Origin of the sequence: Vibrio coralliilyticus (assembly GCF_024449095.1) — a bacterium.
Lineage (GTDB): Bacteria > Pseudomonadota > Gammaproteobacteria > Enterobacterales > Vibrionaceae > Vibrio > Vibrio coralliilyticus_A.
In genome coordinates, this window is record NZ_CP024627.1 from 1,443,259 (window position 1) to 1,457,906 (window position 14,648).

General features: G+C 46.0%; 12 protein-coding genes. 3 read left to right on the forward strand and 9 right to left on the reverse strand.

All coding sequences use genetic code 11. The annotated features are described in order from the left end of the window. Window positions 1-15: 15 nt before the first annotated feature. Window positions 16-699, reverse strand: a complete 684-nt coding sequence (locus CTT30_RS06985) for a DUF2786 domain-containing protein (protein WP_239866699.1) — start codon at window positions 697-699, stop codon at window positions 16-18. Between the two features lie 169 nt (window positions 700-868). Then, a complete protein-coding gene (locus CTT30_RS06990; protein WP_239836538.1) occupies window positions 869-1,549 on the reverse strand; it encodes a DUF3334 family protein in 681 nt (226 codons plus the stop codon). A gap of 204 nt (window positions 1,550-1,753) precedes the next feature. On the opposite strand from CTT30_RS06990, the gene ydiJ reads away from it, so the two are divergent. Both ydiJ and CTT30_RS07000 read left to right on the forward strand, forming a co-directional pair. Beyond that, entirely contained in the window at window positions 1,754-4,786 is a 3,033-nt protein-coding gene (gene ydiJ, locus CTT30_RS06995; protein WP_252036477.1) for a D-2-hydroxyglutarate dehydrogenase YdiJ, read from the forward strand. 66 nt (window positions 4,787-4,852) lie between these two features. After that, window positions 4,853-5,314, forward strand: a complete 462-nt coding sequence (locus CTT30_RS07000) for a methyltransferase family protein (RefSeq protein WP_252036478.1) — start codon at window positions 4,853-4,855, stop codon at window positions 5,312-5,314. A 47-nt stretch (window positions 5,315-5,361) separates the two neighbouring features. Here CTT30_RS07000 and CTT30_RS07005 read toward each other — a convergent pair whose 3' ends face one another. From CTT30_RS07005 to hutC, 6 genes are all read right to left on the reverse strand, one after another. After that, window positions 5,362-6,087, reverse strand: coding sequence for a DUF3581 domain-containing protein (locus CTT30_RS07005; RefSeq protein ID WP_252036479.1), 726 nt, complete (start codon window positions 6,085-6,087; stop codon window positions 5,362-5,364). A gap of 137 nt (window positions 6,088-6,224) precedes the next feature. Then, window positions 6,225-7,757, reverse strand: coding sequence for a histidine ammonia-lyase (gene hutH, locus CTT30_RS07010; protein WP_252036480.1), 1,533 nt, complete (start codon window positions 7,755-7,757; stop codon window positions 6,225-6,227). A gap of 27 nt (window positions 7,758-7,784) precedes the next feature. Further along, window positions 7,785-9,482: a urocanate hydratase gene (gene hutU / locus CTT30_RS07015; RefSeq protein WP_252036481.1), complete on the reverse strand. Its 1,698-nt coding sequence runs from the start codon at window positions 9,480-9,482 to the stop codon at window positions 7,785-7,787. 95 nt (window positions 9,483-9,577) lie between these two features. Further along, a complete protein-coding gene (gene hutG, locus CTT30_RS07020; RefSeq protein WP_171353390.1) occupies window positions 9,578-10,576 on the reverse strand; it encodes a formimidoylglutamase in 999 nt (332 codons plus the stop codon). Beyond that, the gene (gene hutI, locus CTT30_RS07025; RefSeq protein WP_252036482.1) at window positions 10,569-11,807 is read right to left on the reverse strand and encodes an imidazolonepropionase; all 1,239 of its coding nucleotides are present in this window, start codon (window positions 11,805-11,807) and stop codon (window positions 10,569-10,571) included. Before hutI ends, hutG begins: the two co-directional genes overlap by 8 nt. A gap of 107 nt (window positions 11,808-11,914) precedes the next feature. Next, on the reverse strand, window positions 11,915-12,628 hold the full coding sequence (hutC, locus tag CTT30_RS07030) for a histidine utilization transcriptional repressor HutC (protein WP_239866684.1): 714 nt from the start codon (window positions 12,626-12,628) through the stop codon (window positions 11,915-11,917). A gap of 185 nt (window positions 12,629-12,813) precedes the next feature. On the opposite strand from hutC, the gene CTT30_RS07035 reads away from it, so the two are divergent. Then, a complete protein-coding gene (locus CTT30_RS07035) occupies window positions 12,814-13,557 on the forward strand; it encodes a sporulation protein (RefSeq protein ID WP_252036483.1) in 744 nt (247 codons plus the stop codon). Here CTT30_RS07035 and CTT30_RS07040 read toward each other — a convergent pair. Beyond that, window positions 13,554-14,537, reverse strand: coding sequence for a DUF3187 family protein (locus CTT30_RS07040; protein ID WP_252036484.1), 984 nt, complete (start codon window positions 14,535-14,537; stop codon window positions 13,554-13,556). The genes CTT30_RS07035 and CTT30_RS07040 overlap by 4 nt on opposite strands. Between the last annotated feature and the right edge of the window lie 111 nt (window positions 14,538-14,648).

Genomic DNA, 14,648 nt, shown 5'->3' on the forward strand with positions numbered 1-14,648 from the left:
AAGAGAGGGGAGAGTTTATCGTAGCATTTTAGGGGCTTGGGCCCCGTCAATTGGACGACTGACTGAGACTGAACGACCTTTCTTTAGGCCGACTTCATAGTCTTCTGTGAGGTTTTTCATTGCTTCGCGAAGTTGCTTTTTGAACGTTTCGCGATCAATGTTTTTGAATTCTTTATCGATATAGTCGTCGATTTTTTTATTTGAGTCATCATCAGGGCTGATGATCGGTAGTTTCTCAAGCGCCCCTTCAACCCAACCCGAAACGAAGGAATTGACCCGACGAGATACCTCACCAGTAGACGTGCCTGTACCCGCAAAGCTGTTGCGAAACTTACCTGTTTGCTCATTCATCTCACGATAGATGATATCGAATGCAAAAGCTGCAAAGATGGCGCGATCAGCCTCACCAATGAATTCAGCACGCTTGAGGCCTTTGTGGTTGGTTAAGACGGCTTCTACACCAAATTTGGTATTAATCCCGCGAATAATACGGAGTAGGGTAGAGCTAATGTTAGAAGGCAGTAAGTTTGTCGATTTAGTTTTGCCCATTTTGATGAATTCAATGTCATCTTTATCTAAGCCATATTTGAGCATGAGGCGATGCGCCATTTTTATCGCGTTCGCCGCTTCATTAACATTGGCTGAGTTACCAAGTTCTAAACACTTAGCAATTTTTTTGAGGGCTTTTTGTTTATCCATCGACAACAGAAAATCTCACTGATTTTTACAAAGTCGACCATTTTAACGCTTCTGACATCAAAACGAAACTCTTGGCTTGCCAGAGGATAAATTTTGTTTTGAAACCATATATTCAAAAATAAAAAGCCGCTGAAATTACAGCGGCTTAGTCAGATTTGGTTGAGAAAGATTAGATACCTAGCTCATCTAACAAATCGTTGCCGTTATCGGCCTGTTCTTTTGGCGATTCTTTCTTAGATTTCAGCTTTTGTTGTGCTTGTTCAAGAATCGAATCTGGTGTTTCATCTTCGTGAGTTTCAAATTCTTCTAGTTGAATGAACTCCGTTTTGTCCATAGCAAGCTCAAGGTAGAAAATGTTGCCGTTTTCGGTTGAGAAGGTCACACGGCGAGCCTGAGGGCGGTCTAAGTTAGTGTCAACGGAAAGGATGACTTGCTTATTCAGCGTCAGCATCTTAGGTTGGTTCTGCGTAATATGTGTTTGCAGGGCTTTTCTTACTTGGTTGGTGAAGTCACCGACCAACTGGTTCATTAGCTCTCCAAGCACATCACCTACCTCATCTGAAGTATGTAGGACGGCTAATTCTTCCTCAGGCATACCCATGTTGCGCATGTAATTGGTATAAATCTCCAAAGCGGCTTTTGAAGTAAAGTTGATGACAACCAGCCCAGAGAAACCACCATCAAACAGTACAAAACAACCGAAGTCAGGTTTGAGACTCGTTTTGGTGATTTTTTGTACCATAGCGGAATAGCTGATATCAGAACTGGTTGCTGAAGTCAGCACACTCGATACGGACTGGCAAAGCTTTAAAAGGATATCTTCTGTGGTAATGACTTTATTTTTTTTCATTGATGATTCGCTCATGAAAGACACTTACTAATTTTAGGTATAATTACTAAGTGTGGATAAGAATTGCAATTAGTGCCATTCTGACATTGCATTTCTGTTTTATTCACCCTTTCAAATGTTGTAAAGTGACGAAAATCAAAAAAATATTACTCATTATATTGAACCCAATGCTGATAGGATCAGCGCAGTAGGGGCAGGAAGCAAATGTTACCAAGATTACACTCTCAATCTGATGTTGATCCCGTCGTACTCAGTTTTTTAGAAGATCTCAGACAATCGGGTTTTACCGGAGACATCGAAAGTCAATACTCTAGCCGCTTGGCTGTCGCGACGGACAATAGTGTTTACCAACAACTCCCTCAATCAGTCGTTCACCCTAAGTCTACTCAAGATGTTGTCCTCATTGGCAGACTCAGTACCCAATCTCAATATGAGCGTATTACGTTTTCACCGCGTGGTGGAGGCACTGGCACCAATGGTCAGTCGCTGACCAAGGGTATCGTGGTGGATTTATCACGCCATATGAACAAGGTGCTGGAAATCAATGAGAAGGAAGGTTGGGTACGCGTTCAGACTGGTGTGGTGAAGGATCAGTTAAACGATGTTATCAGGCCTTATGGCTATTTCTTCTCGCCTGATCTTTCGACCAGTAACCGTGCGACTCTAGGCGGTATGATCAATACTGATGCTTCCGGACAAGGCTCCCTGAAATACGGAAAAACGTCTGATCACGTATTGTCTTTACAAGCCGTTTTTGCTGATGGTTCAGTGTTTGAGTCGGATATGTCACAAGGTCGTCCTCAGGAGGGAGAGTACGCATACCAAGCATTGCAGGTCACAGAGCAAGTTTGTCGTAGCAAGCGTGAGCAAATCAATGCGAAATTTCCCCCTCTCAATCGCTTTCTAACGGGTTATGACTTAAAGAATGCCATTGATGAAGAGACACAGAGCTTCGATTTAACTCGAGTATTATGTGGCGCGGAAGGCTCTTTGGCATTTATTACGGAGGCTAAGCTTAACCTCACTCCAATCCCTAAAGCTCGCACGTTAGTGAACGTGAAATACAACAGTTTTGATTCCGCACTGCGTAACGCCCCATTTATGGTTGAAGCCAATGCGCTTTCAGTAGAAACCATCGACTCAAAAGTACTCAATTTAGCTAAGCAAGACATTGTTTGGCATACCGTCAGTGATTTGCTGACCGATGTGCCCGGTAAAGATATGCAAGGCATCAACATGGTGGAGTATGCAGGCCAAGATGTTGAGGAAGTTGAGCAGCAGGTCGAGGCGCTGACCAAACGTTTGGATCAAATGATGGAAGCCGAGCAAGCGGGCATTATCGGTTATCAGGTGTGCAGTGATGTGGCCAGTATTGGTCGTATCTACAACATGCGTAAAAAAGCGGTTGGTTTGCTTGGTGCAGCGAAAGGAAGAGCTAAGCCTGTCGCATTTGCAGAAGACACTTGTGTCCCGCCTGAAAACCTTGCTGACTTTATTGTTGAGTTCCGAGAGCTACTGGATTCCAAATCTCTCAGCTACGGTATGTTTGGTCACGTTGATGCAGGCGTTCTTCATGTTCGACCTGCGTTAGATTTGTGCGATCCTAAGCAAGAAGCCTTGATGCATGAAGTGTCTGACGAAGTCGTTAAGCTCGTCGCCAAATATGGTGGTTTAATGTGGGGAGAACACGGCAAAGGCTACCGCTCAGAATATGGCCCTGAGTTCTTTGGTGACGAGCTGTTTACTGAGTTGAGAAGAGTTAAAGCGGCGTTTGACCCTCACAACAAGATGAACCCAGGTAAGATCTGCACACCACTAGAGAGCCAAGAAGAACTAGTCAAAGTCACAGATACAAAGCGCGGCTACTTTGATCGCCAGATCGACGTTGAAGTGCGAGACAGCTTTAAGCAGGCGATGGAATGTAACGGTAACGGTCTTTGTTTTAACTACGATACATCTTCGCCAATGTGTCCTTCGATGAAAGTGACGGCAGATCGTCGCCACTCTCCTAAAGGTCGTGCTGGCTTGGTTCGGGAGTGGCTGCGTCAGCTTACAGAGCAGGGTGTGGATATTCTCGATTTGGAGAAGCAGGCTTTAGAAGAAACGTCATCCATCAAGTCAATGCTGGACAGAGTGCGTAATTCGTTAAACAAGCGTCATGAGTATGACTTTTCCCATGAAGTCTACGAAGCGATGAATGGCTGTCTAGCCTGTAAAGCTTGTGCCAGCCAATGCCCGATTAAAGTCGATGTACCAAGCTTCCGTTCAAGGTTCCTCAATATCTATTACTCGCGTTATCAGCGTCCAGCAAAGGACTATCTGGTTGCGAATATAGAATCAGTATTACCGATCATGGCGAAAGCACCTAAGTTAGTTAATGGTGTCCTCAACCAAAAATGGGTCCAAAATCTCACGGCTTCTGCGGTAGGTTATACCGATGCGCCATTCATGTCGGTGCCAACACTCAAGTCGCGATTACAGCATCATCAACCTTTTGATCTGCAATACCTGGCGGCTTTGTCGAAAGAAGATAAAGCGAACCATGTGGTGATCGTACAGGACCCATTTACCAGCTACTACGATGCTGAAGTGGTGGAAGACTTTGCTAAGTTGTTGACTAAACTTGGTAAAACGCCTGTTTTGCTGCCTTTCAAACCTAATGGTAAGGCTCAGCACGTGAAAGGTTTCTTACAGCGTTTTGCCAAAAGTGCTAAGAGCACAGCGATGTTCTTACAACAAGTGGCCGATCTAGAAGTGTCTATGGTTGGTGTCGACCCCGCATTGGTGCTCTGCTATCGCGATGAATACAACGAAGTGCTTGGCGATAAGCGTGGTGACTTCGAAGTGCTGACGGTTCATGAATGGCTGCAACCTAGGTTGGGTGAGTTCGAGACCTTTGGTACGAGTGAAGAAGAACCTTGGTATCTTCTGGCTCACTGTACAGAGAAAACCAAAATGCCAAACGCAGAGAAAGAGTGGGGAGCAATATTCTCGCACTTTGGTTCTCGCTTGAATACGGTACCTGTTGGCTGCTGTGGTATGGCAGGAACGTTCGGCCATGAAGTTGATAAATTGCAGATGTCGAAAAACATTTACGGGCTGAGCTGGAAGCCTCAACTAGAACAATTGCCAAAAGATCGTTGCCTGATAACAGGCTACTCCTGCCGAAGTCAGGTCAAGCGCTTTGAGGGAGTCAAAGTGAAGCATCCTTTACAGGCGCTACTGCAAATTGTGTGATTAGACCTAGCCCAGCGTTGAAAGCTGGGCTATTTTTTATGAACACCTGCAAAGCTCTTGACGATTATGGAAAAGTTAGAAAGAAAAATCCCACCTGTCGCGCTGTTTATCCTTATTGGAGTGTTGATGAATCATATTGGCCATGAGTTCCACACTTTTTCAATTGGTTTGCCACTACCTTGGATAGTTTTATTGGCGTGCTTCGTTATTTCAGTGTTTGTTGGGCTATCTGGCGTCTATGAGTTTCGCAAAGCGAATACGACTGTCAATCCAGTCAACGTCAAAGAAGCTTCAAAGATCGTGGATAGTGGTGTCTTTGCTTACTCAAGAAACCCAATGTATTTGGGGCTGTTTTTGTTGCTGTTTGGTTTCGCTTACTGGCAACAAAACTTGTTGTGTATTGTGTTCGCTTTCGGATTTGTTCTATATATGAATCGATTTCAAATTCGTCCTGAAGAGCGCGCCCTTGAAGAGCTTTTTGGAGCCGCTTATTTAGACTACAAGCAACGTGTCAGACGCTGGATATAAAAGAACCCCGCTCATATGTGCGGGGTTCTTTTTAGAAATCAGAGTGGCTATGCCGCTTTGTTGAACTGCGCTAAGAATGCCTCTTTGCGCTCGTTAAAGCGAGCCACTAAGCCGTCGATGTCTTCTTGGTTGTATGGCTTCAAACCACTCGCAACCATGCGCTTAACACCTTTACCGACAACCTCGTCGCCTTCTTTAAAGTCGAAATTTAAGGTGACGACACCACGTTTGCCTTCAACATCAAACGTTGCGCCTGCAAACTCGACTTCTGGATGTGAGAGATTTAAACGAGTGAACTCCACTTCCATGCTCTCGTAAATGACTAATGGGCGCTGGCAGTTGATCATCATCTGCTGTTCTTCCATTAATGGAACCATGATGTGTGGAAAGTTCATGCCTGAGAACTGAACGTAATTTGTTACGACATGCTCAATAAATGCGGCATCACGATTCACTTCGCCTTCGCGGTTCATGTGGAGGTATTCTTTACCGCTTTCGTCAACAACAGCGGCTTCTTTGTCACACTTGTTTTCAATGTGCAGAGCAACACCATCACTGACCATACCTGAGAAATCAAAACGCATTTTCTGGCTAACGCCTTCTTTCTGTAACAAGACAGCGAAAAGCAGGTCGCCCGGAACGCAGAAGCGCTTGTTGTCTTCATCGTGAATTGGGTTGAAGTCGCCCGCAACCATCTTTGCAAAATGGCTTGCTTGCTGACGAGTGAACTGGAACTGCTTGTCGTTGTTAGAAAAATATGGTTTTAAAAACATAATTTACGGTAAATAGCCAAAACTGAGATGGATTATATATGACGATTCTTTTTGAATGGTCCATCCAGTGGAGTTATTACTGAATTATGACGATAAATTCAAGAAAGGGCTCCGAATTGGAGCCCTACAAACAGTGTTCAGAGACTAGGTAAAATCGAATCTGGCATCAGATGATTGTGCACGGCAAGCTTGAGTAAACTGTTTGCTTGCTCAATGTCTGGCGCAAAGTAACGGTCTTTATCGTAGAACGGTACTTTCTCACGCAAGATCTGTTTTGCTTCTTCGACTTTCGCAGACGACTTGTTTGGAGCACGGAAGTCTATTCCCTGAGCGGCCGCAAGATACTCAACCGCTAAAATGCCGCGAGTATTCTCTGCCATCTCACGCAGACGGCGCCCAGCAAAGGTTGCCATCGAGACATGATCTTCTTGGTTTGCCGATGTTGGTAAGCTATCAACAGACGCAGGGTGAGCCAGCGTTTTATTTTCACTTGCTAATGCAGCGGAAGTGACCTGAGCAATCATAAAGCCTGAGTTAACACCGCCGTTGTCGACTAAGAAAGGTGGTAGCTTACTCAATGCGCTGTCGATCAAAAGTGCCATACGACGCTCAGAGAGACTGCCAATCTCAGCAATGGCTAAAGCTAGGTTATCCGCTGCCATGGCGACAGGCTCAGCATGGAAGTTACCACCGGAGATGATGTCACCGTCTTCAGCGAAAACCAGAGGGTTATCAGAGACAGAGTTGGCTTCCACCTCCAGAATGTCTGCGGCGTTACGGATTTGTTGTAAACACGCGCCCATAACTTGAGGCTGACAGCGCAGCGAGTATGGATCCTGAACTTTCTCACAACCTGTGTGTGAGTCACCGATTCCACTATTGGCGTCCAAAACGTGGCGGTACGCCAGTGCAGCGTCCATCTGGCCTCGATGACCACGCACGCGGTGAATACGAGGGTCGAATGGACGACGGCTTCCCAGTGCCGCTTCTACAGACATTGCGCCACAGGTGGTCGCAGAAGCAAACAGATCTTCAGCCGCAAACAAGCCCTCGAGCGCAAAGGCAGTCGATGCTTGAGTGCCGTTAAGCAGCGCAAGGCCTTCTTTAGGCGCAAGTGTGATTGGTTCAAGGCCAGCGACTTTCATCGCTTCCAGACCTGAGATGATCTTACCGTTGTGGCGAGCCTGACCTTCACCGAGTAATACGGTACTCATGTGCGCCAGTGGCGCCAGGTCACCAGAAGCGCCGACAGAGCCTTTTTGTGGCACACATGGATAGACTTGAGAGTTCACTAGATCAATCAGCGCCTGAATGACTTTAAGGCGAATACCGGAAAAACCGCGAGCAAGGCTGTTGATCTTGAGTACCATCATCAGACGAACCGTTTCATCTGACATGAACTCGCCGATACCGGCCGCGTGCGACAGTACGATACTCTTTTGCAGCGTTTCGAGATCTTCTGGGGCAATACGAGTGTTAGCAAGCAGACCAAAGCCGGTGTTGATACCGTAGACAGTGCGGTCTTCGGCGATCACTTGTTCAACCACTTTAGTGCTTTCATCGATAGCAGGAATGGCTTCTGGATCCAGAGTCAATCTTGCAGGAGAGCGACTCACCTGACGGAGTTCTTTTAAGCTAATATTTCCCGGCTTTAGCGTTAAATTTAACATCTTTGTCTTTCCTTTCTTCAGGTTTGCTTACTTAAGCTTCTTCAGCTCTTCATTGAGCATAGGTAGGTCGAGCCCTTGGTCTGCTGCGCATTGCTTGGCGATATCATAGCCAGCATCTGCATGACGCATCACGCCTGTGCCTGGGTCATTGTGAAGAACGCGAGCAATTCGCTCAGACGCATCATCGCTGCCATCACAACAAATAACCATACCAGAATGTTGAGAGAAGCCCATTCCTACACCGCCACCATGGTGGAGTGAAACCCAAGTAGCACCACCTGCTGTATTTAGCAGAGCATTCAGCAGAGGCCAATCTGACACGGCATCAGAACCGTCAATCATGCCTTCTGTTTCACGGTTAGGGCTGGCTACTGAACCTGAATCTAGGTGGTCACGACCTATGACAACCGGCGCTTTAAGTTCGCCATTTTTGACCATTTCATTGAATGCTTGACCTAGACGCTCACGATCTTTCAATCCAACCCAACAAATGCGAGCAGGTAGGCCTTGGAACTGAATACGCTCGCGAGCCATGTCTAGCCAGTTGTGCAAGTGTGGGTTGTCAGGGATTAACTCTTTGACTTTCTGATCGGTTTTGTAGATATCTTCTGGGTCACCGGATAGTGCAGCCCAGCGGAATGGACCAATACCTTCACAGAAGAGTGGGCGAATATAAGCTGGAACGAAACCCGGGAAGTCAAACGCGTTATCTACGCCTTCTTCTAGGGCCATTTGACGGATGTTATTGCCGTAATCTAGAGTCGCTGCACCGCGTTCTTGAAGCTCAAGCATCGCTTTAACTTGAATCGCCATCGATTCTTTGGCTGCTTTGACAACAACGGCTTCATCTTGCTTACGCATATCGGCTGCGTGTTCCATCGACCAACCAATTGGAAGGTAACCGTTGAGTGGGTCGTGTGCTGAAGTTTGGTCTGTCACGACATCTGGCGTGATGTTGCGCTCAACCAGCTCAGGGAATACATCTGCCGCGTTTGCTAGTAGGCCGACAGACACAGGCTCTTCAGATTCATAAATGATTGCCAGTGCTTCATCTAAGCTGGTGGCCTTTTTGTCAACGTAGCCTGTACGTAGACGATAATCGATACGAGACTCGTCACACTCAACCGCGATCATAGAGAAGCCCGCCATGGTGCCAGCCAGAGGTTGAGCGCCGCCCATGCCGCCAAGGCCACCGGTTAGAATCCAACGTCCGTTTGCTTTACCATCAAAGTGCTTCTTCGCAACAGAAACAAACGTCTCATAAGTGCCTTGAACAATGCCCTGTGAACCGATGTATATCCAGCTACCAGCGGTCATCTGGCCGTACATCATCAAGCCTTCTTTATCCAGCTCATTAAAGTGCTCCCAGTTCGCCCAATGCGGTACTAGGTTTGAGTTTGCAATAAGAACACGTGGTGCATTTTTGTGTGTCGGGAATACACCAACAGGTTTACCAGACTGAACCAGCAAGGTTTGGTCGTCTTCCAAACGCTCTAAAACTTCAACAATCTTGTCAAAACATTCCCAGTTTCTCGCTGCACGGCCAATACCACCGTACACAACCAGCGAATGAGGATGCTCAGCGACGTCAGGATCCAGATTGTTCATTAACATGCGAAGCGGGGCTTCAGTCAGCCAAGATTTTGCTCTCAGATCCGTGCCATGTGGGGCACGAATGGTGCGGGTAGTATCGAGACGCATATCTTCTACTTGGCGTTCCGTCATGGTAAGACTCCTTGTATTTCACGTTTTCAGGTTGAAAGCGGCTGGCGCAAGAGCAAAGCTCTCACGCAATCTAGTCGCTTTCCTTTCTGGTTTTTCTATTTTTCGGAAAAGGCGTTAGCGATATCCCAACAAAGCCTTGCAGCTAACCGCGCCGTCTGACTGTCAACGTCATAAGTAGGGTTGTACTCAGCGATGTCGGCAATAACCAACTTCTGTTTGTAGTGTAAAATTCGGTCTAAAAAGAGTGCTAACGTATCCATACTGACGCCTCTGGCGGCAGGGGCACTGACGCCCGGAGCTGTCGCAGCAGGGAAGACATCAAGATCGATGGTGAGATAGATGTAATCGCAATTATCGATGAAATGCTGCAACTGGGTCAGATGATAGATGTGGTTTAAATGCGCGAGATCTTTGTCCTCGACGAACCACACGTTGAGCTCTTTGGCTCGCTCAAACAAGGCTTGCGTGTTACTGGCTCTGCTGACACCTAGGCAGGCGTAATGGAACGGCCAGTCATGCTTTTGGCAGTAATCATAAATTTGATTAAATGGTGTCCCAGAGCTGGGCTTTACGTCGGCGTTATTGCTTTCAAACGCACGTAAATCAAAGTGAGCATCAAAGTTGATGATACCAATCTTAGGCGGCGTTACTGGGTTGAGGTACTCGAAGTAGCGTGCAAGTCCTTGAAAGGAAGCCCAAGCCACTTCATGACCGCCGCCTAGTGTGATAACTGGAGTAGAGCGAAGCGCTGCGGCGATGACATCGGCACATTCTGATTGGTATTGTTCCAGCAAGTCATCTTCACAGACGACATTACCTAAATCGATAAGTGCGCTTTCTTTGTGCCAAGCCATGTTGGCAAGTGCTCGTCTAATCAAATCAGGTGCTTTTTTAGCGCCGACGCGACCTTTGTTTCGCGCAACACCTGCATCGCAGGCGAAGCCCAAGACGCTCACAGCGTTTCGATAAGGTTCGAGATCCTGTACTTGCAGCTGTTTGATAACGTGATGGACGCGTTTTCCCATCGCACCATCTTCAGCGTCATGGCGTCCTTGCCAGTGAAAATCCTGGTTAGTCGTTGGTAGATTAGACATATTCCAGTTCTCCGTTTACCACACGAGCAGACAAGCGTGACAAACCCTGCTGATAACTGAAATCGGCAGGGTGGCTCACATCCCAAATAGCAAGATCAGCATCATAGCCCAGCTGAATTTGCCCTCGGCTGTCACCGAAGCCTAGCGCGTGAGCAGCATTGCAAGTCACGCCACGCAATGTTTCCTCAGGTGTTAGGCCAAAAAGTGTACAGCCCATATTCATCATCATAGTCAAATCTGAGAAAGGCGAGGTGCCCGGGTTAAGATCCGTTGCTATTGCCATTGGAATATTGTGTTGACGAAGCAGCTCAATGGGTGGTAGCTGGGTTTCTCGTAAGAAGTAAAACGCCCCAGGTAGCAGCGTGGCAACCGTTCTAGATTGGGCGAGTGCTTTTACGCCTTCTTCATCGAGATATTCAATATGATCTGCTGACAGTCCTTGATAGCGAGCGGTTAGGGCTGTGCCACCTAAGTTAGACAGTTGCTCAGTATGACCTTTTACATGCAGACCATATTGTTTGGCAGCAGCGAATACTTTTTCGGTTTGTTCCAAGTTGAAGCCAATCGATTCACAGAATACATCGACGCTGGTGGCTAGTTTCTCTTCTGCGACAAGAGGAATAATTTCGTCACACACCAATTTAATGTAGTCATCCGCTTTACCGGCATATTCTGGAGGAAGGGCATGTGCTGCGAGTAATGTTGTGGTGATTCGAATTTTACGGTGCTCTTCTAGTGCTTTTGCTGCACGTAGCATTTTGATCTCATCTTTTACAGTCAGACCGTAACCCGACTTTACTTCTACTGATGTAACACCAGTTCGAATTAAACCGTCCAATCGTGGCAGTGCGAGGTTAATTAAAGCTTCTTCACTCGCTTCTCGAGTTGCACGAACGGTTGATAGAATACCGCCACCTTGCTTGGCAATCTCCGGGTATGGGACACCATTAAGACGCATTTCAAACTCATTGGCGCGATTGCCTGCATAGACTAGGTGAGTGTGGCAATCAACAAACCCAGGTGTGACCAACTGGTGGTTACAATCATAAGAGTTGGTGCAAGAAAGCTCGGAGCCACCGATTTGCGCGATCTTTCCACCCTTAATAAGAAGGCTACTTGGTTCTGAAACGGAATACCCTTGCGATCCAGCGACCATAGAGACCAGTCGTGCATTAGTTAGCAGCAACTCTTGGCTGTCGGTTTTTAAGGATGAAGAAGCGCTTCCAAGCATGTAGTTGAGTCCATAAGTTCAAATGTATATACAAATAATTATTCAGGTATAACAATTGATCAAGTGGCTTGTTGCAAAAATGTGATCAGTAAAAAGTATGAAATGCTTTAACTGAGTAATATTTTGGAGCTTAATTTGTAGCGAGTGCCCGGGTGGTAAAGCAATGCAGAACTCACGAGCTTATCTTGGCTCCATGTCCTTCTGTTCAGTAGCAGGCAAGGTTCATTAGCCCCGAGTCTCAAGGCATTACGCACCTCATCATCTGCAACGATGGCTTCAACGGTATGTTCGATAGCACTTAGTGGGCAATTTTCGGATAGGTACTGGTTTGGGGTGATTTGGGTAAAGTCTTGTTCAAGATAATCAGGCGCATAAGTGCTATTAACCCAGCGAAGTTCATATTGAATAGGAGAATTATCTTCAAAGTGAATGATTTCACTATAGAAAATCGGGCTGTTCAACATCACTCCTAACTTTATTGCAACAGTTTCGTCGGCGAGCATCGAGGCTTGCTTAATCACTTTGCTAGAGTAGGTTTTACCACGTAGCTTCACTTCTTCGGCAATATTTTGAATATCCAGTAATGGAGACTCTGCTTTATCATCTGGTGCACAAACAAATGTGCCGAGCCTAGGCCGCCTTTGAAGCTTACCTTCAGCGACTAGATCACGAATTGCTTTATTGACTGTCATCCGGCTAACTTCGAACTGTTCTGTTAGCTCCAGTTCAGTCGATATACGATGACCCACAGGCCAATATCCGGAATCGATTTTGTCAGTAATATATTGTTTTATTTGAAGATATAATGGCGATTGGCTCATAATTACTTAATAATTACCTAATTGACTATACAAATGGTGATTCATTTGCCATTAAATTGCAACTCTGGTTACGGATTAATCGTTCAAATGATGGTTGACGCATTATTCAGAGAAAGGACTTGCGGCTGATTAACACGACATGTTAATCAGACACGATAACGACATAGAAAGTAAAAGGAAACCTTATGTTTGGTAAGTTAAAAGCGTCACTGGGTATTGGAGCTGCGAAAGTAGATACGATTCTTGAGAGTATGTCTGTTTTTCAGGGAGAAACTCTGAAAGGTGTTGTCCATATTCAAGGGGGCGATGTTGAGCAGCAAATTGACGCTATTAATCTTAAACTCTGTACTGAGGTCAAAGTTGAGAATGATAACGGTGCTAGCTATCAGAGTTTCACCATTGGTAGCCTTCAGGCAGTACAACCTTTCACTATTCAGCCGCAGGAAAATAAACAGGTTCCTTTCGAATTTAAGTTAGATGATGAAACACCGATTACGGCGCTGAATGCAATGAAGAATCAGTGTCATGTTTGGGTAGAAACAGCATTAGATATTGATTTCGCGATCGATCCTAAAGATCGTGACTTTGTTGAAGTGAAAGCATTACCGGTGGCTTCTAAAGTAATTTCGGCGATAGAGCAGGCTGGCTTTGCAATGGTCAAGGCCGATGTGGAAAAAGGGTATTTGCGAGGCAGTAACTTCTCATCTAAATCTGGTTGCTATCAGGAGATAGAATTCCGCAACAATGGCTTCATCAACAAGAAAGAAATAGAATTGTCATTCATCCTTGATGGCAGTGTTATGCATTGTTTAGCAGAAGTTGACCGTTCGCTTAGCATGCGAGGTGACCAGTACGTTTCTTTCTCTCTGAGCCTTAACGCCAGCGATGCTGAAATCAGCTCTGCGGTTAGCCGAGTGCTTTCAGTTTAAGCTTGGTTATCTGAGCCCCCAAAGCGGTACCGATATCCTATTCCAAAGGCGATGTCGGTACTGTTATCTGCGTTAAACATGTTTTCCACTGCGGTCAATTCAATGGCTGAGTTTTCCATCTGGTAACGATAGCCAAAGGTGAATTCGGTCGACGGCTTGGAAAATTCATCCTCCCCATCTGATACGCCCTCATGAAAAGCGATTTGCCCAATAAGATGGTGCCTTTCCAATAGCTGGTAGCGATAGCTAGCTCCAACCGTCCAGGTGCTAGAGCGATAGGGCATATCTTTGAATACTGTTGGTGTATTGCGAAAAGTAATCGCAAGTAGGGTGTCTAGAGAGTGTTTATCGCGGCGATAGCCGTAGTTTAGCTGAATACCTTGTTCGAATTCTGAAGAACTGAAAATGCCATGTTTGGTGTCGTTGTAGTAAAGAGATGCCCCGACTGAAAGCCCGTGATGCTCTTTATTGATAAATTGGTATTGCATGTAACTGGTGATCGCGTGGCTTAGGCTTTCTCCACGGAAGTCTTCCAACTCTATGCCATATTCAGGCATATTGATCACAAAGCGGTCGTTGTCCACATCCTCTCGGCCATTTTGGTCAATGCCAACCCAATCGTGAAACGCAATGGTTAATCGATCTAGGTGGTTATTGCCAGCATAGTTCCAGCGATAGCTTAGCTCTAATTGCCATTCTGAAGAGAACTGCCATTTCCCACCAACGGCAATCTGATTTTGGTAGTAGTCTAACTCGTAATCCGGAGTGACAGCCCAAATACTTGAAATAGTGCCGGTACCATAGACCTCGATATCGTCTTCATCCATTGAAAATCCAGAGCGGAGCTGAGGGGACAAACTGTTGGTATGGAAAGGCGATTGTGTATAGCTTTGCACTGGTCCGTAGTCGATTTGTGCCCACGCAGCGTTAACTATTACCAGAGGAATGAGAGAGAGAAAAAACTGTCTGCAAAGGATCATAGATTCATTTCTTATTCTTATGTCACTGATAAAAGGATAGTTTATGGTTTTACCATGTGCCGAATTTATGATCGGATATGTGCTGAGGGACGTCTGGCTAACTCTCAGCAG